Annotated in this window: 16 protein-coding genes and 3 pseudogenes; 13 read left to right on the forward strand and 6 right to left on the reverse strand. The window is 70.6% G+C overall.

Features of this window, described 5'->3' with window-relative positions:
- Positions 1 to 10: 10 nt before the first annotated feature.
- The 9 genes from ACMATS_RS37205 to ACMATS_RS37245 all read left to right on the forward strand — a co-directional run bounded on the left by ACMATS_RS37205 (position 11) and on the right by ACMATS_RS37245 (position 15,252).
- Positions 11 to 5,761, forward strand: a complete 5,751-nt coding sequence (locus ACMATS_RS37205; protein WP_414170554.1) for a carboxyl transferase domain-containing protein — start codon at positions 11 to 13, stop codon at positions 5,759 to 5,761.
- A 128-nt stretch (positions 5,762 to 5,889) separates the two neighbouring features.
- Positions 5,890 to 7,314, forward strand: coding sequence for a DEAD/DEAH box helicase (locus ACMATS_RS37210; RefSeq protein ID WP_414170865.1), 1,425 nt, complete (start codon positions 5,890 to 5,892; stop codon positions 7,312 to 7,314).
- Between the two features lie 213 nt (positions 7,315 to 7,527).
- Complete coding sequence (locus ACMATS_RS37215; RefSeq protein ID WP_414170555.1) at positions 7,528 to 8,085, forward strand: RICIN domain-containing protein; 558 nt, start codon at positions 7,528 to 7,530, stop codon at positions 8,083 to 8,085.
- A 786-nt stretch (positions 8,086 to 8,871) separates the two neighbouring features.
- Complete coding sequence (gene hppD / locus ACMATS_RS37220; RefSeq protein ID WP_414170556.1) at positions 8,872 to 9,981, forward strand: 4-hydroxyphenylpyruvate dioxygenase; 1,110 nt, start codon at positions 8,872 to 8,874, stop codon at positions 9,979 to 9,981.
- Positions 9,978 to 11,108, forward strand: a complete 1,131-nt coding sequence (locus ACMATS_RS37225; RefSeq protein ID WP_414170557.1) for an alpha-hydroxy acid oxidase — start codon at positions 9,978 to 9,980, stop codon at positions 11,106 to 11,108. The genes hppD and ACMATS_RS37225 overlap by 4 nt, the downstream gene beginning before the upstream one ends.
- A 13-nt stretch (positions 11,109 to 11,121) precedes the next feature.
- Entirely contained in the window at positions 11,122 to 12,057 is a 936-nt protein-coding gene (locus ACMATS_RS37230; RefSeq protein WP_390779317.1) for a phytanoyl-CoA dioxygenase family protein, read from the forward strand.
- Positions 12,054 to 13,361: a PLP-dependent aminotransferase family protein gene (locus ACMATS_RS37235; RefSeq protein WP_414170558.1), complete on the forward strand. Its 1,308-nt coding sequence runs from the start codon at positions 12,054 to 12,056 to the stop codon at positions 13,359 to 13,361. Before ACMATS_RS37230 ends, ACMATS_RS37235 begins: the two co-directional genes overlap by 4 nt.
- Complete coding sequence (locus tag ACMATS_RS37240) at positions 13,358 to 14,266, forward strand: DMT family transporter (RefSeq protein ID WP_414170559.1); 909 nt, start codon at positions 13,358 to 13,360, stop codon at positions 14,264 to 14,266. Before ACMATS_RS37235 ends, ACMATS_RS37240 begins: the two co-directional genes overlap by 4 nt.
- Before the next feature lie 695 nt (positions 14,267 to 14,961).
- Positions 14,962 to 15,252 carry a hypothetical protein gene (locus ACMATS_RS37245; protein ID WP_414170560.1) on the forward strand — a complete coding sequence of 97 codons (291 nt, stop codon included), beginning with the start codon at positions 14,962 to 14,964 and terminating at the stop codon, positions 15,250 to 15,252.
- 419 nt (positions 15,253 to 15,671) lie between these two features.
- Here the strand turns inward: ACMATS_RS37245 and ACMATS_RS37250 are convergent, their stop codons facing one another.
- Complete coding sequence (locus ACMATS_RS37250; protein ID WP_414170561.1) at positions 15,672 to 15,890, reverse strand: hypothetical protein; 219 nt, start codon at positions 15,888 to 15,890, stop codon at positions 15,672 to 15,674.
- Here ACMATS_RS37250 and ACMATS_RS37255 point away from each other — a divergent pair.
- Both ACMATS_RS37255 and ACMATS_RS37260 read left to right on the forward strand, forming a co-directional pair.
- The gene (locus ACMATS_RS37255; RefSeq protein ID WP_414170562.1) at positions 15,877 to 16,518 is read left to right on the forward strand and encodes an MBL fold metallo-hydrolase; all 642 of its coding nucleotides are present in this window, start codon (positions 15,877 to 15,879) and stop codon (positions 16,516 to 16,518) included. The genes ACMATS_RS37250 and ACMATS_RS37255 overlap by 14 nt on opposite strands.
- 305 nt (positions 16,519 to 16,823) lie before the next feature.
- The gene (locus ACMATS_RS37260) at positions 16,824 to 17,234 is read left to right on the forward strand and encodes a VOC family protein (RefSeq protein ID WP_391156745.1); all 411 of its coding nucleotides are present in this window, start codon (positions 16,824 to 16,826) and stop codon (positions 17,232 to 17,234) included.
- A gap of 105 nt (positions 17,235 to 17,339) precedes the next feature.
- Here ACMATS_RS37260 and ACMATS_RS37265 read toward each other — a convergent pair.
- From ACMATS_RS37265 to ACMATS_RS37280, 4 genes and pseudogenes are all read right to left on the reverse strand, one after another.
- Positions 17,340 to 17,849: pseudogene (locus tag ACMATS_RS37265) on the reverse strand (IS630 family transposase); the annotation flags it as partial.
- Between the two features lie 55 nt (positions 17,850 to 17,904).
- Positions 17,905 to 18,222: pseudogene (locus ACMATS_RS37270) on the reverse strand (winged helix-turn-helix domain-containing protein); the annotation flags it as partial.
- Positions 18,223 to 18,570: 348 nt separating this feature from the next.
- Positions 18,571 to 19,611: a vWA domain-containing protein gene (locus ACMATS_RS37275; RefSeq protein ID WP_390779308.1), complete on the reverse strand. Its 1,041-nt coding sequence runs from the start codon at positions 19,609 to 19,611 to the stop codon at positions 18,571 to 18,573.
- A 355-nt stretch (positions 19,612 to 19,966) separates the two neighbouring features.
- Positions 19,967 to 21,181: an MFS transporter gene (locus ACMATS_RS37280; RefSeq protein ID WP_414170564.1), complete on the reverse strand. Its 1,215-nt coding sequence runs from the start codon at positions 21,179 to 21,181 to the stop codon at positions 19,967 to 19,969.
- A 75-nt stretch (positions 21,182 to 21,256) separates the two neighbouring features.
- Between ACMATS_RS37280 and ACMATS_RS37285 the strand changes: the two genes are divergently transcribed.
- Both ACMATS_RS37285 and ACMATS_RS37290 read left to right on the forward strand, forming a co-directional pair.
- On the forward strand, positions 21,257 to 21,619 hold the full coding sequence (locus ACMATS_RS37285) for a MerR family transcriptional regulator (protein ID WP_390779306.1): 363 nt from the start codon (positions 21,257 to 21,259) through the stop codon (positions 21,617 to 21,619).
- A gap of 71 nt (positions 21,620 to 21,690) precedes the next feature.
- Positions 21,691 to 22,491, forward strand: coding sequence for an alpha/beta fold hydrolase (locus ACMATS_RS37290; protein WP_414170565.1), 801 nt, complete (start codon positions 21,691 to 21,693; stop codon positions 22,489 to 22,491).
- Here the strand turns inward: ACMATS_RS37290 and ACMATS_RS37295 are convergent.
- A pseudogene (locus tag ACMATS_RS37295) lies at positions 22,485 to 23,189 on the reverse strand (IS5 family transposase); the annotation flags it as partial. The gene ACMATS_RS37290 and the pseudogene ACMATS_RS37295 overlap by 7 nt on opposite strands.
- Positions 23,190 to 23,316 lie beyond the last annotated feature (127 nt).

Raw genomic sequence — 23,316 nt, forward strand, 5'->3', positions numbered from 1 at the left:
CCGGCGCCGCATGAATCATCAGAAGGAGACCTGGCCGGTGTTCAGACGTATTGCCATTGTCAATCGCGGGGAGGCCGCAATGCGGCTGATCCACGCGGTCCGTGACCTGTCCGCGCAGACCGGGAAGGTCACTGAGACGGTCGCGCTGTACACCGACGCGGACCGCGGTGCCGCGTTCGTGCGGGAGGCCGACCGGTCGGTCTGCCTCGGCGCGGCCGCGGACCGCCCCTATCTCGACCTGGCGGTGCTGGAGCGGGCCCTGGCGGAGTCGGGTGCGGACGCGGCATGGCCGGGCTGGGGCTTCGTCGCGGAGGACCCGGCGTTCGCGGAGCTGTGCGAGAAGGCAGGGGTCACGTTCGTCGGCCCGTCCGCGGAGGCCATGCGCAAGCTGGGCGACAAGATCGGCGCGAAGCTGATCGCCGAGAAGGCCGGCGTTCCGGTCGCCCCGTGGAGCCGCGGCCCGGTCGCCACCCTGGAGGAGGCGCACCGGGCGGCAGAGCGGATCGGCTACCCGCTGATGCTCAAGGCGACCGCCGGCGGCGGCGGTCGCGGCATCCGGGTCATCACCTCGCCCGCCGACCTCACCGAGGCGTTGCAGCGGACCCGTTCCGAGGCGTTACGGGCGTTCGGCAACGGCACGGTCTTCCTCGAGCGGCTCGTGACCGGTGCGCGGCACGTCGAGGTCCAGGTCATCGCGGACGGCCGGGGCACGGCCTGGGCCCTGGGCGTGCGGGACTGCTCGGTGCAGCGCCGCAACCAGAAGGTCATCGAGGAGTCCGCCTCCCCGCTGCTGTCCGCGGAGCAGGTCACGGACCTCAAGGCGTCCGCGGAGCGGCTCGTCCTCTCGGTCGGCTACCGGGGTGCCGCGACCGTGGAGTTCCTCTACCACCCGGACGACAAGCAGTTCGCGTTCCTCGAGGTGAACACCCGCCTGCAGGTCGAGCATCCCGTCACCGAACTGACCACCGGCACCGACCTGGTGCGGATGCAGCTGCACGTCGCGTCCGGCGGGCGCCTTTCCGGGGAGCGGCCCGCCGAGGCCGGGCACGCCGTCGAGGCACGGCTGAACGCCGAGGACCCGGACCGCGACTTCGCGCCCGCTCCCGGCCGCATCGCCCGCCTGGTCCTGCCGGCCGGGCCGGGGATACGCGTCGACACCGGCGTCAGGGAGGGCGACACGATCCCCGCGGACTTCGACTCGATGATCGCGAAGGTCATCGCCTACGGCCGCGACCGGGACGAGGCCCTGGCCCGGCTGCGCCGCGCCATGACCGGGACCAGCGTCGTCATCGAGGGCGGCGCCACCAACAAGAGCTTCGTCCTGGACCTGCTGGACCAGCCCGAGGTCACCGACGGCAACGGCGAGGGCGGCTGGGCCGACACCGGCTGGATCGACCGGGTCCGCGCACAGGGCCGCCTGGCCGCCCGCGAGCACTCCGGCGTCGCCCTCGTCGCCGCGGCCGTCAGGGCCTACGAGGACGAGGAGGCGGCCGGCCGGCAGGCCCTGCTGGCCGCCGCCCGCGGCGGGCGGCCGCACGTCCGCCACGACCCCGGGCAGGCCGTCGACTACAAGCTCCGCGACGTCTCCTACCGGGTCCGGGTCGCGCGTCGCGGCCCGGACCGGTTCCGGGTCGGGATCGCGGCCGGCGGCGACATCGCCGTGGCCGACGCCGTGCTCGAGCGTTTCGACGGCTACAGCGGCGCCATCACCGTCAACGGGCAGCGGTTCCGGCTGACGGCCTCCCTGCACGGGCCCGTGCACCTGGTCGAGGTCGACGGCGTCGCGCACGGGGTCAGCCGCGCCGAGGGCGGCGTGGTCCGCTCGCCCGCCCCGGCCCTGGTGATCGCGACCCCGGTCGCTGCCGGGGACGAGGTCGCCGAGGGCGACCCGGTCCTGGTGCTGGAATCGATGAAGATGGAGACGGTGCTGCGGGCCCCGTTCCGTGCCCTGGTCCGCGAGTGCCCGGTGTCGGCCGGCACCCAGGTCGCGTCCGGTACGCCGCTGCTGCACCTGGAGCAACTGCCCGATCAGGACGGCGCGTCCGGCGACGGCGCGGCGGTCACCGGCGCCGTAGATGCGGGGGAGCAGGCCATCGACCTGCCTGCGGTGGCGGGCAGCGGCTCGGCCGCGGACCTGGCCGGCGCGTGCCTGCGGGATCTGCGCGGCCTGCTGCTCGGCTTCGACGGCGACGCCGACGACCGCAAGCTCCTGCGCGCCGGATACCTGGAGGCCCGCGCCGAACTGGGCGACGAGCTCGTCCCCGCGGAACTGGACCTGCTCACCGTCTTCGCCGACCTGTCGGAGCTGGGCCGGAACCGGCCGGTCCGCCGTGCGGGGGCCGCGGGCCCGGACCCGGCCGCGGCGGGCCCCGCGCGCTTCCTGCACAGCCCGCGCGAGTACTTCCATGCCTACCTGGGCAGCCTCGACGCGGACCGCGCCGGGGTTCCCGAGGAGGTCCGGGCCCGGCTGCGCCGGGTCCTGGCCCACTACGGTGTCACCGGGCCGGACCGGACGCCGGAGCTGGAGACGGCGGTCTTCCGGATCTTCCTCGCGCAGCAGCGGATGGCCGACGGCGCCGTGATCGTCTCCGAGCTGCTGCGGCAGTGGCAGGCGAGCGCACCGCCCGCCGAGCCCACCCGGGAGCAGGCGCGCCTGGCCCTGGAACACCTCATCGAGGCAACCCGGGCACGGTTCCCCGCGGTGTCCGGCCTCGCCCGCGGCGTCGTGTTCCGCTGGTTCACCCAGCCGGTGCTGCGCCGCAGCCGGGCCCGCGTGTACGCCGCGGTCCGCGCGGACCTGCGCCACCTCGACGCGAACCCGGCCGCCGCCGACCGCGGCGACCGCATCCGGGCGATGGCCGCCGGCCCCGGGCCCCTCGTCCGGCTGCTCGGGCAGCGGATCATCCGCTCCACGCGCCTGGCGGGTGCCGGCCGGCCCGGCCTGGATCACGCGCCGCTGCTGGAGGTCCTGACCCGCAGCCACTACGGCAACCGGCCTCTGACGGACGTCACCACCGTCGGCATCGCCGGGCACCGGTTCGTCACCGTGGAGCACGCCGGCACCCTCGCGGCAGGACAGGCCGGCGCCGTGACCCGGGTCGCGGCCACCACCACGGACATCGTCGGCCTGCCGGACGCGGTCGCGGCCACCGGGACCCTCTCCGGCCGGGCGCCCGGCGGCGGCCTGGCCGCCGACATCTACGTCGCCTGGGCCGGCCGGCCCGCCGCCGACGAGATCGCTGCGGCGGTCACCAGCGCCGTTGCGGCGCGGCCGGCGCCCGCCGGGGTCGTCCGGATCACCGTCACGGTCGCCGGCCCCGTCATGCAGCATCACTTCACCTTCCGGCCCGGCGACGGCGGCCGCCTGGTCGAGGACCGGCCGGTCCGCGGCCTGCACCCGCAGATCGCCGAGCGGCTGCAGCTCGGCCGGCTCCGCGAGTTCAGCCTCACCCGGCTGCCGTCCGTGGACGAGGACCTGCACCTGCTGCGGGCCGTCGCGAAGAGCGACGGCAGGGACGAGCGGCTGATTGCGATGGGCCAGGTCCGGGACCTGACCCCGCTGCGCGACGCCGACGGCCGGCTCGTCGCCCTGCCCGAGGTGGAGAACACCCTCGCCGCCTGCTGCGACGCGATCCGCGCCGCCGGGTCACAGCGGCCGGGCGGCACGGAGACAGGGACCAACCGGATCATCATGTACGTGTGGCCCTCCAGCGACTTCAGCGCGCAGGAACTGGCCCCGCTCATCCGCCGGCTCCGCCCGTCCGTGTCCGGCGCCGGCCTGGAAGAGGTCCAGTTCGTCGTCCGGCAGCGCCAGGCGACCGGGGAACCGGCCGAGACGTCCCTGCGGATCACCGCCGACCCGCAGGGCGCCCCGGTGCTGCACACGGGCCCGCCGCCGACCGACGCGATCCTGCCGCTGGACGGCTACCGGCAGAAGGTCCTGTCCGCGGCCCGCCGCGGCACCGTCTACCCCTACGAGCTCATCGGCCTGCTCGCCGGGGACAAGGGCACGTTCACCGAGTACGACCTCGAGCCCGGCGAGGCCGCCTGGGCCGGCACCAGGCGCAGGCGACTCGTCCCGGCAGCCCGGCCGAAGGGGAACAACACCGCGGGCATCGTCGCCGGCATCGTCACCACGCCCACCGCCGTGTACCCCGAGGGCGTCACCCGCGTGGCGCTGCTCGGCGACCCGACGAAGTCCCTCGGCTCCCTGTCCGAGCCCGAGTGCGCCCGCGTCATCGCCGCCCTCGACCTGGCCGAGGAGATGCGGGTCCCGATCGAGTGGTTCGCCATGTCCGCCGGCGCGAAGATCTCCATGACCTCGGGCTCGGAGAACATGGACTGGGTCGCCGCCGCGCTCAAGCGGATCGTCGAGTTCACCCAGGAGGGCGGCGAGATCAACATCGTCATCGCCGGGATCACCGTCGGCGGCCAGCCGTACTGGAACGCCGAGGCGACGATGCTCATGCACACCAAGGGCATCCTGGTCATGACCCCGGACTCGGCGATGGTCCTCACCGGCAAGCAGTCCCTCGACTTCTCCGGCGGCGTGTCCGCCGAGGACAACTTCGGCATCGGCGGCCACGACCGGATCATGGGACCCAACGGCCAGGCCCAGTACTGGGCGCCGAACCTCACCGCCGCGGCCGCGCTCCTCATGACCCACTACGACCACGCCTACATCGCGCCCGGCGAGCGGGCGCCGCGCCGGGCCCCGACGACCGACCCGGCCGACCGGGACATCCGCGCCTACCCGCACCCGGCCGACAACAGCGACTTCGCCACCATCGGCGAGATCTTCTCCGACGCGTCCAACCCGGACCGCAAGAAACCGTTCGACATCCGCACCATGATGCGGGCCGTCGCCGACCAGGACCATCCCGTCCTCGAGCGGTGGGCGGGCATGGCCGACGCCGAGACCTCCGTGGTCCAGGACGCCCGCATCGGCGGACACCCGGCCTGCCTGCTCGGCGTCGAGTCCCACGCCGTACCCCGGCGCGGCCTCCCACCCACCGACGGCCCGGACACCTACACCGCCGGCACCCTGTTCCCCATGTCGTCGAAGAAGACGGCGCGGGCGATCAACGCCGCCTCCGGCAACCGGCCGCTCGTGGTCCTGGCGAACATGTCCGGGTTCGACGGCTCCCCGGAGTCGATGCGCAAGCTCCAGCTGGAGTACGGCGCCGAGATCGGCCGGGCGGTCGTCAACTTCGACGGCCCGATCGTGTTCTGCATCGTCTCCCGCTGCCACGGCGGCACGTTCGCCGTGTTCTCCAAGGCGCTCAACCCGAGCATGACGATCCTCGCCGTCGAGGGCTCGTTCGCCTCGGTGCTCGGCGGCGCCCCCGCCGCCGCGGTCGTCTTCTCCGGCGAGGTCCGCAAACGCAGCGCAGCCGACCCCCGCGTCGCCGCGCTCCGGGAGGAGGCGGCCGCCGCCGACACTGCCGACCGCGCCGCGCTGAACGTCGAACTGGCCGAGGTCACCGCGGCCGTCCGGGCGGAGAAGCTCAGCGAGGTCGCCGCCGAGTTCGACGGGATCCACACCATCCAGCGAGCCGTCGAGGTCGGCTCCGTCGACAGGATCATCAGCGCGGCGCACCTGCGCCCCGCGATCATCGACGCGATCGAGACCGGGCTGCGTCGTAAGACAGCGCCCCGCGTGACATCCGGGACGGGGACGCCGAACCAGCCGGCAACACCCCCAGGCCCCATGCTCCCGGCGCATGACAGTCCTGGGGGCCGGAATATCACTGTGTGTTAGCCTCAAACGTTTGGACGGCTGTAACAGCTGGCGGCTCCGTCCACGCGGTGCCCCTTGTTCGTCGGCTGCTCATACTTGCCGGGCCTTCCTCGGTACGTTCTCCCTGCGGAAGGCTCGTCATGGACCACCTGGACCACCCGGACCGCTTCGGCACCTCGCACGGCGACCTCGCCCGGCCGGTGACCCCCACCCCGACGGTGTCCCCGGCCGCCTTCGCCGACATGGACCTGCCGGCCGAAATTCTGCGGACGCTCACCGAGCGCGGCGTGCGCGAGCCCTTCCCGATCCAGGCAGCCACGCTGCCCGATGCTCTCGCGGGACGTGACGTCCTGGGGCGCGGGCGCACGGGATCGGGCAAGACGCTCGCCTTCGGCCTGCCGCTGCTCGCACGGACGGCCGGGCGGCGCGCGGAGCCGAAGCAGCCCCTCGCCCTGGTCCTGGTGCCCACCCGGGAGCTGGCCCAGCAGGTCACCGAGGCGCTCGCGCCGTATGCCGACGCACTCCGGCTGCGGATGGCCACGGTCGTCGGCGGCATGTCGATCGGCCGGCAGGCCGCGGCGCTGCGCGATGGTGCCGAGGTCGTCGTCGCCACCCCCGGCCGCCTGCACGACCTCATCGAGCGCAAGGCCTGCCGCCTGGGACGCGTGCGGATCACCGTTCTCGACGAGGCCGACCAGATGTGCGACATGGGCTTCCTGCCGCAGGTCACCGAGGTGCTCGACCAGGTGCATGCCGATGGCCAGCGGATGCTGTTCTCGGCCACCCTGGACCGCGACGTCGACCAGCTGGTCCACCGCTACCTCCGCGACCCGGTCGTCCACTCGGTCGACCCGTCCGCGGGCGCGGTCACGACGATGGACCACCATGTGCTGGTCGTCCACGGCCCCGACCGGTACGCCGTCACCACGGAGATCGCCGCCCGTGACGGCCGCGTGCTGCTGTTCCTGGACACCAAGCACGCCGTCGACCTGCTCACCCGGCACCTGCGGGCCAGTGGAGTGCACGCCGCGGCCCTGCACAGTGGCAAGTCCCAGCCGCAGCGCACGCGGACCCTCGCGCAGTTCAAGAACGGCCAGATCACCGTTCTGGTGGCGACCAATGTCGCGGCCCGTGGTCTGCACGTCGACGACCTCGATCTCGTGGTGAACGTCGACCCGCCCACCGACCCCAAGGACTATCTGCACCGCGCGGGCCGCACCGCCCGGGCCGGTCGGTCCGGCATCGTCGTCACGCTGGTCCTGTCGGCCCAGCGCCGCGAGATGAGCAGGCTGATGGCCGAGGCAGGCATCGAGCCGACGGTCACCAAGGTGCGCTCGGGTGAGGCGGAGCTGAGCCGGATCACCGGGGCCAAGGCCCCCTCCGGCATCCCGCTCGACGGCGGGCCCGCCGCACCCCGGGCCAAGAACACCAACGTCCCCTTCCGCGGCCTGGGCAGCAGCAAGGACGCTTCCCGCGGCAACGGCGGCAAGTCCGGCGGCAAGTCCCGCAAGGCAAGCGAGGCCCGTATGCTCGCCGAGGCCCGCAAGGCGGCCCGGGTACGGCGCGGCGGCTGAGAGCCACTGCCCTGGCTCTCCTGCGAGTACACCTGCGAGATGAACGCCCTCGTATCAGCCCTTGCATCGGTGTCGGCGGCCGAGCCCCCGATTCCGGAACATGACGTGCTCATGCTCTTGTAGCGCGTTCCTGCCAGTGGGAAGGTTCGGGCGCGATCGGATGCGGGGTCCGGCTCGTCAGCGCGGGCCCCTGCCTTCACAGAGGAGGGCACCATGGTCAACAAGCTCAGAATGCGCCTCGCAAGAGCAGCCGCCGCGCTGGCGGTCGCCGGCGGCGTCAGCATGACCGGCGCCACCGCTGCCCACGCCGACGGCGGTACCGCCTACGGCTGGCAGGTCGGACACGACTACATCATCGGCTCGCACTGGTCGGGCGGCTGCCTCGACGACTCCAACGACTTCGGCCTGCGCACCTACGAGTGCAACCAGAACAGCGTCGACGGCGGCTGGCAGCGCTGGCGCGTCACCAACTGGTCCTCCGGCTACGGCCAGCTCCGGAACGTCAACACCGGCCGCTGCCTCGACTGGTCCTCCGACTTCGGCCTGCGCACCTACGACTGCAACAACCCCAGCTTCGCCAACGGCTACCAGAAGTGGGCGCTGGAGTTCTTCACCACCAGTGCCGGCTCCACCATCCAGGTGCTGCGCAACGGCATCAACGCCCCGTGGAACTGCCTCGACGAGTCCGAGTACGGCGTTCGCGGTTACCCGTGCAACGATCCGTCGAAGAACTCCGGTTACCAGTCCTGGTGGATCAACAACGCCTATTGAGGCGCGTTTCGGGTCGTGATCGATCTGCGGGTTCCGCCCTCGTGGCGGGGCCCGATCCGGTGGATCGTTTCGTGTGACACGAGTGCAACTCGCGGATGATGCGGAGCGGGACCGTCGGCCCGTACCTGCCGACCGGGCGGTACGGGCCGTACCTCTCCGCCTGCCCCCGCACCCGGCCGGATGTGCCCGCCGAGGACAAGTCCTGCTCGTCCCGTGGCAATCGGGACCAATTGCGGGAAACGCCACATCAAGGCAGTCATCCGGGAGAAGCCGGACCAGGCTGCCGACGGGAAGAGGAAAGGCTCCGTGCCCGACGGCCGGATCAAGCCACCTGCGGAGTTCCAGAAACTCTAGGGGGTTTCCTGCAAGTCCGCGCCAATAGCTCCCGCGCCCCGCACAAGAGCAGCTTCAGGGCCCGTTCCCCTTCGTGAACAGCTCAATTCACGGCCGCATACACCTGGTTCACCGCCCCCGTCCGGACGACCGAAAATTGCCCTTGCTCGTGGCTGAGTGGCATGGACAGGATGATCATCATCCGTTCTTGGCGATCACCCCAACACCCCCCACCCCAACACCGTTGATGCGGACCGGAGAAGGCCACTGTGTGACCTCTCCCCGTGGTGTATCGCCCGATGAAGGTCACAGCGGCGTGCCCTTCGTCTCCACGCAGTTCCACTCCACGCAGTTCCACGCAGTGAATTACCGGCCCGCTGCAGGGCCGGGCGAGCCGACGGCGTGCTGTGCCGCCGTGCGGGTCGGCCCGATCGCGCAACAGAGGTGAGAGACGTGACTTTGCTGGCTGTCGACCACGTTGGCCTGAGCGTGGGGGACGCCGTTCAGGCAGCCCACTACTTCCGCTCGGCCTACGGATTCCACACCGAGGCGGAGGCCGGTCCTGGTGCCGGGGCGGACGGCAACCGCTCGTTCGTGCTGCGGCACGGGGACGTCCGGCTCGTGGTGACCTCCTCCCTGAACGACCATGGCCCCACGGCCGACTTCGTCCGCCGCCACGGCGACGGCGTACGGGACGTGGCCTTCTCGTCCACCGACGCGGTCGGCGACTTCGAACGCGCCGTCGCGGCCGGGGCCGAGGCCGTCCGGGAACCGGCCGTCCACGAGGACGAGTCCGGGCGGGTCACCGTCGCCGTCATCGGAACCGAGTCCGACCTGGTCCACTCACTCGTCCAGCGCGAGAACCCGGACGGTTCCTTCCTGCCCGGTGTCCACCGGCCCGTCGCGCACCAGGGCGGCAGCAGCAGCCGACTCCTGCACAGCGTCGACCACTTGGCGCTCTGCCTGCGCCCGGACAGCCTGGACCGCTCGGTCTCCTTCTACGAGCGTGCCCTCGGCCTGCAGCACACCTACGACGAGACCATCGTCGTCGGCGGCCAGACCATGAATTCCAAGGTCGTGCAGAACGACAGCCGTCGCATCACCTTCACCATGGTCGAGCCCCGCACCGACGGCCCCCGGGGTCAACTCCACGACTTCCTCGACAACTTCGGCGGCCCCGGCGTCCAGCACATCGCGTTCGGCACCGACACCATCGCCGACGCCGTACGTGCGCTGGCCGCCCGCGGCGTGGACTTCCTCTCCACCCCGTCCGCCTACTACACGGCGCTGGCCGACCGCGGTATCGACGTCGGTATGGAGACGGAGACCCTGCGCGAGCTGAGCCTCCTGGTCGACCGTGACGACTGGGGTCACCTGATACAGATCTTCACCCGGTCCCCCTACGCCCGGCGCACGCTCTTCTTCGAGCTCATCCAGCGCGTCGAGGCCCGCACCTTCGGCAGCGGCAACATCAAGGCCCTCTACGAGGCCGTCGAACGCGAACGGGCCCGCACCGGCGGCGCGGACGAGACCCCCGTGCTCGCGGGTACGGCGCAGGCATGAGCGCACCGGTCCAGCAGGCGCTGGTCACGCTGGACGACTACCGCACCGCCGCACGCGACCTCGTCGAGCCCTCCGCCTGGGACTACATCGACGGCGGCAGCGGCGACGAGACCACCCTGCACGAGTCCGAGGCGGCATACCGCCGTCACCGGCTGCGCCCCCGGGTCCTGGTGGACGTCTCCCGCTGCGACACCGGCACCACCCTGCTGGGCAGCACCGTCCGGCTGCCCGTCGGCATCGCGCCGATGGCCTTCCACGGACTGGTCACTCCCGAGGCCGAACTCGCCTGCGTCCGCGCCGCCGGGGAGGCCGGCGCGCTGATGGTCGTCAGCACGTTCTCCGGTACCCCGCTGGAGGATCTGGCCCGGGCGGCCGACGGCCCGTTGTGGATGCAGCTGTACGTCTTCCGGCACCGCCCCACCACCGAGGCGCTCGTCCGGCGGGCCGAGGCGGCCGGTTACCGTGCACTGGTGGTCACGGTGGACACCCCGCGCATGGCCCGCCGACCGCGCGACCTGCGCAACGGCTTCCGCCTGCCGCCGGGTATATCCCCCGCGAACTTCGGCAGCGAGGTCTCGGCCGGCCTGCACGCCGGCACGGCCGGTGCCTCGGCGCTGGGTGCGCATGCCGAACGCCACCACGACGCGGCCTTCACCTGGGACGACCTGGCCTGGCTGCGCTCGCTGACCCGGCTGCCCATCGTCCTCAAGGGCGTGCTGACCGCAGAGGACGCGGACCGCGCGGCCGGCCTGGGGGTGGAGGCGATCGTGGTGTCCAACCACGGCGGCCGCCAGCTCGACGGCGCCGTCACCGCCCTGGAGGCACTGCCCGAGGTGGTGGCCGCCACGGCCGGGCGTTGCGAGGTGCTGGTCGACGGCGGCATCCGGCGCGGCACGGACGTCCTGGTCGCGCTGGCCCTGGGCGCCCGGGCGGTCCTGGTGGGCCGGCCCGTGCTGTGGGGCATGGCCGTGGACGGTGCCGACGGCGCACGCGAAGTGCTGTCCGTCCTGGGCGCCGAACTGGAGAACGCCCTGGCCCTGTGCGGCCGCCCCGACCTGGCATCCGTCGACGCGGACCTGCTCCACGCGCCGCAGCACACGACCCCCGCAACCCCCCACCACTTCTGAGGAGACCTTTCCCATGCCCGCAGACCGGCAGCTGGAGACCGTCGTGGACGCCTTCTCCCTGAGCCCCGCCGACCGTGAACTCCTGCCCACCGCCGAGGACGTGGACTTCTACCAGGAGCACGGCTGGTTCCTCACCCGCAAGCTCCTCACCGACGCCGAGGTCGACGAACTCGTCGAGGCCAGCGAGCGGTTCTACGCCGGCCACCGCGACCGCACCCTGCCCACCCGCCCGCCGCGGCTCGCCTACTGGACGCCGGAGAAGGGCGAGGTGCACCGGCACAACGACTACATCTTCTACGAGGACGCCACGATCCGGCGGATCCTGTCCAAGCCGGTCATCGCGGCGACGGCCGCACTGATCGCCCGTACCGACCAGATCCGGCTGTGGAACAGCACGCTGATCTACAAGCCGTCCGGCACGGCCGATGAACGCAACATCGTGCCCTGGCACTTCGACCGTCACTACTGGCAGACCTGCACCTCCGACAACATGCTCACCGCCTTCATCCCCTTCCACGACTGTGACGAGGAGATGGGCACCATCAGCATGGTCGACGGCAGCCACACCTGGCGGGAGACCGGCGCCGACGACTCCACCACCCGGCACTTCGCCGACCGCGACCGCCTCGAACTCGAGGACATGCTGCAGGAGAACGCCGCCTTCAACGGCGCCGAGGTCCGCAAGGTCCCCGTCGTCATCCCCAAGGGACACATCAGCTTCCACCACTGCCGCACCTACCACGGCAGTGGTCTGAACACCAGCGGCCGTCCCCGCCGCGCCATCAGCCTCCACCTGCAGGACCGTGACAACGCCTGGCGCCCCTACCCGCTGGCCGGCGGCGGCAACGTCGTCTACAACAACGACGTTCTCGTCCGCCCGGACGCCGAAGGCCACCCCGACTACACCGACCCGCAGTTCTGCCCGGTCCTGTGGGAAGGCCGGCTGTGACACCTCTCGTCCTTCCCCTCGGCGAACTCCACGGCTCCCTCGCCGATCCGCTGATGGAGGTCATGAACTTCCTCAACGAGATCACCCTGCGCCACCCCGATGCCATCTCCTTCGGCCCCGGACGCCCCTACGAGGGCTTCTTCGAAACCGGCAGCATCACCGCCTACCTCGAGACCTGGACCCGCCACCTCACCGAGGACCTGGGCCGCACCCCCGACCAGGTGCGCACCAGCCTTTTCCAGTACGGGCGCACCAACGGCCAGATCCACGAGCTGATCGCCCGGACCCTGCGCAACGACGAGGGCATCGAGACCGACCCGGCTGCCGTGGTCGTCACGGTGGGCTGTCAGGAGGCGATGCTCATCACCCTGCGCGCCCTCTTCGCCGGCCCCTCCGATGTCCTGCTGGTCACCGACCCCGTCTACGTCGGCATCGCGGGCGCGGCCCGGCTGCTGGACATCGAGACCGTCCCCGTCGCCGAGGACGACAGCGGCGTCAGCCCCGAAGCACTGCTCGCCGCCGTACAGGCGGTACGGGCGGCCGGCAAGCGCCCCCGCGCGCTGTACACCATCCCCGACTTCTCCAACCCCTCGGGCGCCAGCCTCCCGCTGGAACGCCGCCACGAACTCCTGCACATCGCGGACAGCGAGGACCTGCTCGTCCTGGAGGACAACCCCTACGGTTTCTTCACCCGCACCGGCACCGTCCGCCCCACCCTCAAGGCACTCGATACCCGCGGCCGCGTCATCCACCTCGGCTCGTTCGCCAAGACCTGCTTCCCCGGTGCCCGCGTCGGCTACATCATCGCCGACCAGACCGTCACAGGCCCGGACGGACGCCGCACTCTTCTCGCCGACGAACTGTCCAAGATCAAGAGCATGGTGACGGTCAACACCCCCACCCTCAGCCAGGCCCTCATCGGCGGCATGCTCCTCACCCACGACTGCCGCCTGCGCGAGGCCAACAAACAGGCCGTCGACTTCTACCGCACCAACCTCGACGTCCTCCTCACGTCCCTGGACGAACACTTCCCCGCGGCCGTGCGCGAGCGCACCGGCATCGGCTGGAACACCCCCGACGGCGGTTTCTTCCTCACCCTCACCCTGCCCTTCCCCGCGGACGACGCACTGCTGCGCCTGTCCGCGAGCGAGCACGGCGTGATCTGGACCCCCATGCGCTACTTCCACACCGACCACGCCGGCGACAACCGGCTCCGCCTGTCGTGCAGTTACCTCTCGCCCGACGCCATCCGCGAGGGCGTCCGCAGACTGGCGGCAGTGGTGGAGAGGCGGATGGCACAGTGAACGCGCTGCTGTACGCGGTGACGGTGGCCATCTGGGGCTCGACCTGGCTGGCCATCAAGGGCCAGCTGGGCGACGTCCATCCCACCCTGTCGGTCTTCTACCGCTTCGCCCTCGCCGCCGTGATCATGCTGGCCTACGCCCGGGCACGCGGACTGCCCCTGGCCTACCCCGCCCGCATGCACGCCCGGTTCGCCCTCATGGGCGCCCTGATGTTCTCGTCGAACTTCGTCCTCTTCTACTTCGCCGAACAGCACCTGGCCACCGGGCTGGTCTCGGTGGTGTTCGCCATGTCCCTCCTGGTGAACATCTGCTTCGCCCGCATCTTCTTCCACCGCAAGGTCCCCGGCGTGGTCCTGGCCGGTGGCGTGCTCGGCCTCGCCGGCATCGTCACCGTCTTCTGGCCCGCCCTGACCGCCTTCGATCCCTCCTCCGGTGACGGCCTGGGCATCGTGCTGGCCTGTGCCGGAACCCTGGTGTTCTGCCTGGGCAACGTCGTCTCGGGCAAGGTCCAGGCGGCCGGCGTGCCGGTCGTGCAGAGCACCGGCTGGTCGATGCTGTACGGCGCCGTGCTCATCGCCCCGTTCGCCGCGCTCTTCGGCCACGGCACCTTGTACGAGCCGTCGTGGAAGTACACCGGCTGTCTGGTCTACCTGGCCGTCATCGGCTCCGTCGTCGGCTTCGGCACCTACCTCACCCTGCTGGGCCGCATCGGCGGCGAACGGGCGGCGTACGCCACCGTCCTCTTCCCCGTCGTCTCACTCCTGTTGTCGACCGCCTTCGAGGACTTCACCTGGACCACGCAGGACGTCCTCGGCGTCGCCTGCATCCTGCTCGGCAACGCCGTGGCCCTGGCGGGCCCGGTCCTGCTGCGCCGGCGTGCGGAGCGGTCGCCTGCCGTGACGTGACCTCTTGTTGTGCAGGAGCGTCGGCCGGACTTCCGGGAGCGGCTTCACTGTGCAAGCAGCGCCCCGGAACGCGGGTTCCGTGCGCGGTGGGCGGTCCGGTCCGGTGGCCATCGGCCGCCTGGGGGAGTGGTCGCCATACCCGTGGTCTCGGCAGGTGCCCCTGACTCCGTCCGTCACGAGTCCGGCTGCTGCGTCGTATTCGTGCCGCATGGCGGAAGGCGAAGGCGTCTGAAGGTGCCCGGGGCCATCTCCGGCACGTTCAGCGGCGCGATCCGCAAACAGCCCTTCTTCCTGAACGAACCCAGGAGGATGCCTTTCCTGTATGCAACGAGGCTCCGGTTGTCGGGGTGACCCTGCAGGGTCGCCGGAGGCTCGGAGCTTCGATATGCCGCCGGTCTGCCACGCCCCAGCGCAGCGAAACCTGCGCCGCCCGGCTCCAGCGCTGCACGCAGTGCACCGTCGGCCAGTCCGGCCACGGTGAAGCGATCCACGGCCACGCCGTCACGCAGGCCCAGTCCTGCGCAGCGAAACAGTAGCGATGCCCATCGGCTCGAGCGCGGTGCGCAGCAGGGGCTCGGGAACTGCATCATCCAGTACAAGGACGCGCAGATGGGGCGGGGAACGTCCACGTTCAGTGCGCTGGTACTGGACGACTCGGCCAAGCCTTACGCGCCAGAAGCAGTGACCTCTACAGCGTGATCTACGAGATGACGGTGACCGGCACAAACGGCACGACGTACGCTGTCGCCGAGGCTCTCGGCAACGGCTCCAGGACTGCTGCGGACAACGGCGGCTCCGACTGGTTCACGGACAACCAGGGGAAGACACAGGTCAGCGCGAACTCCACGCAGGGGACGGTCGCTTCGACTGTGCCCCTTGAGCTCGCCCAGGTGACAAGCGTGCGGGGGGATATCGTGGTGACCAGCCAGAACGACAACAACTATCTCAAGCAGAGCGAATGCGCGGTCCGTCCTGCGCAGGGGTAGGCGGTGGTTCCAGAGGTCCTGGCTGCCACCCAGGGCCTGTCCGCCGAGTTGTGCTCTGCCCAGCAGGCCGTCACGCACCAGGTGTCGGTGGTCACTTCGAGTGCGTCCGCCGCGTTCGCCGGCGCTGTGTACGCGTCGTGGATGCGCATCGGCCGGTCCTGCGGCGGCCGATCCGCCAGGACGTGCGGCCGGTCTCCAGCGCGGCCAGCACCGAGTAAGGCCAGCCGGGCACCATCTGGTGCTTGCCCTTGAACTGCGAAAACCCCGACCAAGTTCGAGCCGTGTTCGATTCTGGACCATAAATGACAAGCTGAGGCGGGGTCAGCCGCGATGAGGTGACCGTCCGGCTTCCGTCCGCGAGCTCCACCACGATGGCGTGGGGGCGGCCGGGCGAGCCGACGATGCCCACGAGGCGGACGTCACCAGGCTCCGGTGACGGGACCGCGGTCGGCCGGTGAAGCGCCTTCGGCGATCTGCGCCGCGATCCGGTCGAGCAGGGGCAGGGCCTCGGCCAGGACCTGCAGATCGTCGTCGCTCAGGCTGTCGGCGATGGCCTCGGCCAGCTGGCTGACGCGGTCATGGCGGTCGGCTTCGAACTGTATATATGCCGGAGAGGTTGTTCTGATGCAGCTGACCAAGCACGCGCATGCCTGTGTCTCCCTCGCCAGGGAGGATTCGCGGATCGTCATCGATCCGGGCACCTTCACCCCCGACGCCGCGCAGGCGGTGGCTGCCGCCGAGGCTGTGCTGATCACCCATGAGCACTTCGACCACTTCGACGAGGAGCTGATCGCGAAGTGGTTGGATGCCCGGCCCGAGCTGCGGGTCTACGGTCCCGCTTCGGTGGTGGAGCGGTGGTCGGCCCGCCGCGGGCAGGTCACGGCGGTCGCGGCCGGCGACTGCCTGACCATTGGCGGGTTCGAGGTCGCGGTGTTCGGCGACCTGCATGCGTCCATCCACCGCGACATCCCGCGGGTGGCCAATGTCGGCTATCTCGTCGAGGGCTGCCTCTATCACCCGGGTGACGCGTACCACGTGCCCGACGCCCGGGTGGGCACTCTGCTGCTGCCCACCAGCGGCCCCTGGACGAAGCTCGGCGAGGCGGCCGACTTCGTCCGGGAGGTGGCGCCCAGCCGGCTGATCCAGATCCACGAGGTCATGCTCAGCGAGGTCGGCCAGCAGTCGACCGCGCGGTTCCTGAGCCCGGAGATGCTCACCGAAGTGTCGCTGGCGATCGTGCCGATCGGCGAGAGCGTCGAGGTCTGAGACACGCACGGCCGAGGTGCAGCACGGAGCCCCGGGTGCTGTCTCGCCCCGGGGCCTGTGCGTGCTGGTGTGCCTGACAGGTCTTCGACCGCCCGGCCAGTGGCTTATGCCCACGCGATGCCTAAGCGGCTCCGCCGAAGTCCGCTGCTGATCCGCACCTGCGGTACAAACCTGGCCACCCTTGGTGAACGGGGTCTGGGGCCGAAGCCCCCATAGCCTCCCAGGAACTTTCTGTTCCCGCACCTCAGTGGAGCCGCTCAGGGCCTGTCTCGAAGTCGGGTGTGAGCTTGTGCCAAGATCGCGGGATGCTGCGACTCACAGATTTCATCATCGACTGCCCGGACACCATGAAGCTGGCGGCTTTCTACTCCGAAGTGACGGGCCGTCCGATCAAGGAAGGCAGCTCCGGGGACTGGGCTGGCATCCAGTTCGGCGAGATCGAGCTGGCATTCATCCGGGTGGACGACTACCGCGCTCCGCAGTGGCCCGACAGCGAGCACCCCAAGCAGTACCACCTCGACTTCGAAGTGGACGAGATCGAGTCCGAGCAGCGCCGCGTCCTCGACCTCGGCGCGACGCTGAGGCAGGACTTCATCGGCCCCAACGGCTACGGCTGGCAGGTCTACACCGACCCGATCGGCCACCCGTTCTGCCTGTGCCGCAACAAGGGCGTCATCTGGACGGACCAGGGCCCGATCTGGCCCAAGCGCAACTAAGCGGCTCGGATGCGGTTCGTTGCTGACTGTCGGATCCGGTCGCGTTGATGGTTCATGGCCTGGTCGACGGCCTTGCCGATGGCGTCGGTGCTGGTCTGCGTGCGATGCGGGTAGTTCCTGGTGCTTCGCCTGGCGCCAGACCAGTTCGATGTCATTCAACTCCGGGCTGTACGGGGGCAGGTAGAACAGCTCGACTCCGATCTTCGCCAGCTGCTGGCGGCGGCCCTTGAATGCCGTAGCCGCATGCGCGGAAGCGTTGTCCAGCACGATCGTGCACGGCCGTCGCCGCTCCCAGACCGGTATGACGTCGATGCCGAGGCCGTCGGCGGTCAGGTCCAGCACGGCTGCCCCGCCGCCCAGGCCCGCCAGGCGGAGACAGGCGAACTCCAGCAGCATCCCGGCGTCGATCTTGCCGCTGGTGCGCTGCCAGACCAGGTCCGGCTCGCTGCCGACGACCTTCGCGCCGAGCACGTTGACCCGACGGTTTTGGGTGGCCTCCTTCGGCACCACCGCCCGCTGCCCGCCCCTGGACCAGGTGTATCCGGTGCGCATGGTCGGAGCGAACCCGGACTCGTCCAGGAAGATCAGATCCCGCCCGCCCGCGTGCGCCTCCATCCGTAAGTCCGTAAGTCCGCAAGTCCTCCGGCTGCGCCTTCGCGGCCTGCTGGACGACGGGGCCGGCCTGGTGCCGCACGCTGTCACGGGTCCGTTTCCAACGGAACCCGTCACGGCGCAGCAACTCCCACAGCCAGTCAGCGGAGATCTCCACTCCACGCCGCTCGCGCAGCCAGTCACGAAGGGCCGGGACGGTCCAGGCGACGCCGGCCGCGGCGGACCGGTCCGGCAGGTCGGCCAGCGCGGCGCGGTCCACGCCGCCCAGCACCCTCGCTGACCGGCCCGGACGCGCGGCGTCGGGCAGTGCCCCAATTCCGCCGTCGTCGAAGCGGTGGACCGCCGCGCGGACGCTGACCGGATTGCATTCGAGCACCCACAGCCGACTTCACCCAAACCGCCTAGCGTCTTCTTTATGCGGGTGTTTGGGGAACGCCGCGGGGGCGTTGACCAGGTTGCCGTGCTCCGGCCGGGCCGCAGGCCTGGGTCCCGGCCCGGCCGGATTCCCAGGCCGGACACGCCCTGGGGCGGGTCCGACGGGCCCGGTACGGGCCATCGGTGTTCCCCTGGCTGCCACCCTGCCATCGCTGGGGCCCCGGGAACGGCGCTTCGCTGCGTTGTCGCATCATCCGAGTGCGCCTGGTACAGCGGGTGATGCTCCGTTTTTGTCGGCGCTGGTGGAGGGGCGGACGGGTCCCGCGGGGCCCGACGGGGTTTCGGGGTGTCAGAGCATGAGCAGGAGCCGTGTGTGGGGTACGAGTTTGCGGTTCACGCTGGTGCTCTGGACGAAGATGGTGAAGTGGTCGTTGTGGTCGGGTTTGACGCGGGCTTCCGCGTCGGGCAGGCCGAGCAGGGCTCTGGCTTCGGGCCCCGTGTATACCCGGTCTGTTTTCTTCTCCAGTACTGCGATCTGTTTCTGTGCCTGGATCTTCTCCGTTTTGCTCAGCTGGTAGAACGCACTGCCGGTGCGGTAGGTGTGCCCGCATTCGGTGACCCATTCCCGGATTGCGGCGTCACGGGTGACCGGGATCAGCTGGTACTGCGACGGGTTCACCGGGGTGAGGCCGGCCGCTTTGATGGTGTCCTTGTTGACTGCTTCAGCGCCCGTGGAGAACACTGCCCGTGATCCCCGGATGCCCTGGGTACGGCCCATCATGAACTTCTCGGTGGCCTGCCGGATGACCTGCCCGGCCTCCTCCAGGCCCTGTGTGCTCGTGGCGTCCCAGATGGCGATGTTGTCCTTCGGGAAACCGCAGTTCATGGCCTCGCGCTTGCCCATCTGGTCCGGCACGAGGACGGCCAGTGTCCAGTTGTCCTGCTGTGTCCGGATCATCTCGGCCACGGCCTCGGCCAGTTCACGCGGATTCCTGGCAGGGGCATCCGGACAGTGGTGACTTGCGTTCTCCTGCCCGTCGGTGAGTATGAACGTCAGGAAGCTGTGGTCGCCGTACAGTTGGGCTGTCTGTGCCAGCTCCCGCTGTGATTTCAGTGCGGCCGCCAGCAGAGCCGTCATTCCACCGGCCCGGTACAGCTGTTTCAGGGACGGCATCCGCAGCACGTCCTTGTCGTAGATGACGCACTCCACTGTGTCTGCGAAGACGTACACCGTGACGCGGGTTTCCTGGTCCAGTTCCCGCGACCGGCGGGCAAGGTAGGCGATCTGTTGGTCGGCGACTTCGACGACCTTGCGGCTCAGGTGCGACATGGACGAACTGGCATCCAGTACAAGGGCAACGTGGTTGATGTAGTTCTGGTTTCCGGACATGGCAGCAGCTCCCCCTCTTTCCGGCTCGATGCTCCTACCGTCTCACCCACCACTGACAATCGGTCGCGGCTCCCGGACCGGACGGGGAACCTTGCCCGGCTGGGGAGCACGGCCGAGGCGTGCACGAAGCCCCGGGCACTGTCACAGCCCAGGGCCTGTGTGCGCTGCTGTGTCCGGCAGGCTCATCGACCGCCCGGCAGCGCATACTTGACCCGCCTGGGGTGGGTGGCGGCTGCGCCGAAGGCCCACTTACTGATCGTTTCAAACTGCCGTCTGGTATCGCCGGAGGCAGATGGTGCTGCAGCACTCGTGGCGTCGGCAGCCTGACCGCCCTGCGGTCGTCACGCGAACGAGGTCATCGGCGGGTCGGGAAGCCGTGGTGGCGGGCAGTGGCCGTGACGGTCAGGGCGAGGGCCAGCAGCGCCAGGGCCGACCAGGGCAGAGAGTTCGGGCCGGTGTGGTCGAGGAGGAGGCCGCCGGCAAATGCGGCGGCGGCGATGCCGAGGTTCCAGCAGGTGACCAGGAGGGACTGGGCAAGATCGGCGGCCGTGCCCGCGGCGTCGGCGACGGCGGTCTGCAGCAGGGTGGCGGCGCCGCCGAAGCCGAAGCCCCAGACCGTGGCGGCGCCGTAGACGGGCCAGGACGCCGAGGTGAGCAGGGCGGTGGCGAGGACGGTGCCGGCGAATGCGAGGAGCCCGCAGGCGGCGAGGGCCAGGGTGCGCAGGTGCCGGTCGATCAGTGCCCCGGTGGCGAGGATGCTGACCAACGAGGACAGGCCGAGGACCAGCAGCACGGTGTCGGTCCGCCCTTCGAGGTTCAGCGGTTCGAGCAGCGCGGCGACGTAGGTGTAAAGCAGGTTGTGGGCGAGGACGAAAGCCGCGGTGACGCCCAGGACGGCTGCCACGCCGGGGATTCGCAGCACCCTCCGCAGTGGCGGCCGGTCGTGCTCGTCGCGGCCGGGAACGGCCGGGACGCTGACGGCGATCCAGCCGACCAGGGCCAGCGCGATCATGCTCATCAGCCCGAAGGCGACCCGCCACCCGGCAGCACCGGCGAGCGCGGTGCCGGCCGGCACCCCCACCGAGAGAGCGACGGTCGAGCCACTCATCGCCACCGCCATCGCCCGTCCGCGCTGCTCCGGCGCCACGATGCTGCGGGCGTACCCGGCCAAGAGAGCCCAGAGCAGGCCGGCGACCAGGCCCGCCGTGAAGCGCGCGGCCATGGTGAGCGGGTAGTTGCCGGAAACGGCGGTCACCGTGTTGGCCGCCGCGAAGCCGCCGACAGCCAGGAGCAGCAGCCGCTTGCGCGGCCAGCCGGCCGTGGCGGCGGTCAGCGGGATGGCGGCCACGATGGAGCCCACCGCGTAGAGCGTGACGGACTGTCCGGCGCCTGTCTGGCTGACGCCGAGGTCCGTGCTCATTGCAGGCAGGACACCGGCCGGCAGGGCCTCCGTCATCAAGGTGACGAACCCGGCGGTGCTCAGGGCCAGCAGCGCCGGCCAGGGCAGTCGGGGCGAGCTCGCGGGCGGCGCCATCGGACAGGTGGGGGAGCGGAGTTCGTTCGTCGACATGGGCCGATCGTCTATCATTGACATGGATGTCAAGGTCCAGCCGGGACGGCCTGGTCGGGATGTGGGGGCGGTCACATGAGAATCGGCGAACTGGCTCGGCTGACGGAGAGCGCTCCGCGCCTGCTGCGCTACTACGAGAAGCAGGGCCTGATCACCCCTCGCCGCGAGGCGAACGGCTACCGGGACTACGACGACTACCTGGTGGACCGGGTGCTGCAGATCCGGGGGCTGCTGGACGCGGGGCTGCCGACCAGGATCATCAAGCAGATCCTGCCCTGTCTGGACACCCCGCAGACGATCCACTTCGCGGACGCCACCCCGGAGATGCTCGACACCCTGGAGTCCGAGATGGAGCGGATGACCCGCCGGATCCAGTGCCTGACCCGCAACCGGGACGCCATCATGGAGTACCTCTCGGTGGTCAGAGAGCTCGCCTGACCCCCCGGTCGGGGCTGGCTCGAAACTGCCGCTTGACCCTGACACGAGTGTCAAGGTCGGAGGCTGTGGCCATGACCGACTCCGCCATCCGGCACACCGCATTCGGCGACGGCACTCCGCTCGTCCTGATCCACGGCTACACCGTCGACCACCACGTCCTGCTCCCGCTCGAACCCGCCCTCGCCGCCCGCCCCGGCTGGCGGCGCCTCTACCTCGACCTCCCCGGCCACGGCGCCAGCCCCCGGCTGCCCGGCCCGACCTCGGCGACCGCCCTGGCCGGAGCCGTCTTCGAATGGATCGACGCCGAGCTGGGCGACCGCCCGTTCGCGGTGGTCGGGCAGTCCTTCGGCGGTCAGCTGGCCCGGGCGGTGACGGCGCGGTACGGGGAGCAGGTCCTCGGCTCGGCGCTGCTGGTGCCAGTGGTGTGCTGGGGCGGCGACCGGACCTTGCCCGGGGAAACGGTACTGGAGCGCGACGAGGAACTGCTCGACCGCCTCCCGGCCGCCGACCGCGAGCTCTTCGGCCACGTCATGGCCCGCCTGGACAAACCCAGGTGGGAGCTCTTCGAGCGATACGTGCTGCCCGGCTGGCGGGCCCACGACGAGGCGGCCGCCGCCGAGCTGGAGACCGACTTCCTACTGCCGCACTGGCCGGAGCACCAGACCCCCGCGCACCGCGGGCGCCATCTGCTGGTCACCACCCGGCAGGACGCCCTGGTGGGCTGGCGCGACCAGCTGGCCCTGCTCGACCTCTACCCCCGGATGGCGGCGACGGTGCTCGATGCCGCCGGGCACAACCCGCAGGTGGAGTGCGCCGAGACCGTACGGGGCCTGGTTGGGCACTGGCTCGACGGGCTCGCGCGCCCTTACTGATCGTTTCGGCATCCCGTCCGGAGCCGCCGGAGGCAGATGATGCTGCAGGCGAGTTCGACCAGGCCCTGGTGAAGGTCGGCGCGTCGTTCGTAGCGGGTGCGGAGTCGCTCGAACTGGTGCAGCCAGGCGAACGCGCGCTCGGCGACCCACCGGACCTTTCCCAGTCCGAAGTCATGGGCGACGCCGCGTCGGGCGATCAGCGGTTTGATGCCGCGCTTCCACAGCAGGCGATGGTATTTGTCGAAGTCGTAGCCGCGGTCGGCGTACAGGCGCCGGGGCTTGCGGGGGGCCCGCAGGCCCCGGATCGGCGGGACGGCGCCCAGCCGCGGTAGGAGTTGGGTACGTCGTGGCGGTTGCCGCCGGTGAGCGTGACTGCGAGCGGGGTTCCGTGGCGGTCGACGATCAAGTGGTGCTTGGAACCGGGGCGGGCGCGGTCGACAGGCGAGGGGCCGACATGCTCCCCCCCTCAGGGCCCGGACATGGGAGCCGTCCACGGCGCAGTCGTCCAGGTCCAGCGAGTCCGTGCGGCGCCGTTCGGTCAGCAGGGTGGAATGCAGGTGTGGCCAGACGCCCGCTTCGGTCCAGTCCCGCAGGCGGCGCCAGGCCGTGACGCCGGAGCAGCCCACGGTCTCGGCGGGGATGTCGCGCCAGGCAACACCGGTCCGCAGCGCGTACAGGGTGCCGACGAGAGCCGTTCTGTAAGTCGTCCGGCACAAGATCAGCACACACCTGAACACCTTGCCGACCAAGATCGCCTATCGATCAGAAACTCAAAGGGTTCTCGTCCAGGACGCAGCGGACGTGCGGGCCGCCGAAGTAGCCTCG

It is taken from the genome of Streptoverticillium reticulum (genome assembly GCF_047456005.1).
Taxonomy (GTDB): domain Bacteria; phylum Actinomycetota; class Actinomycetes; order Streptomycetales; family Streptomycetaceae; genus Streptomyces; species Streptomyces reticulum.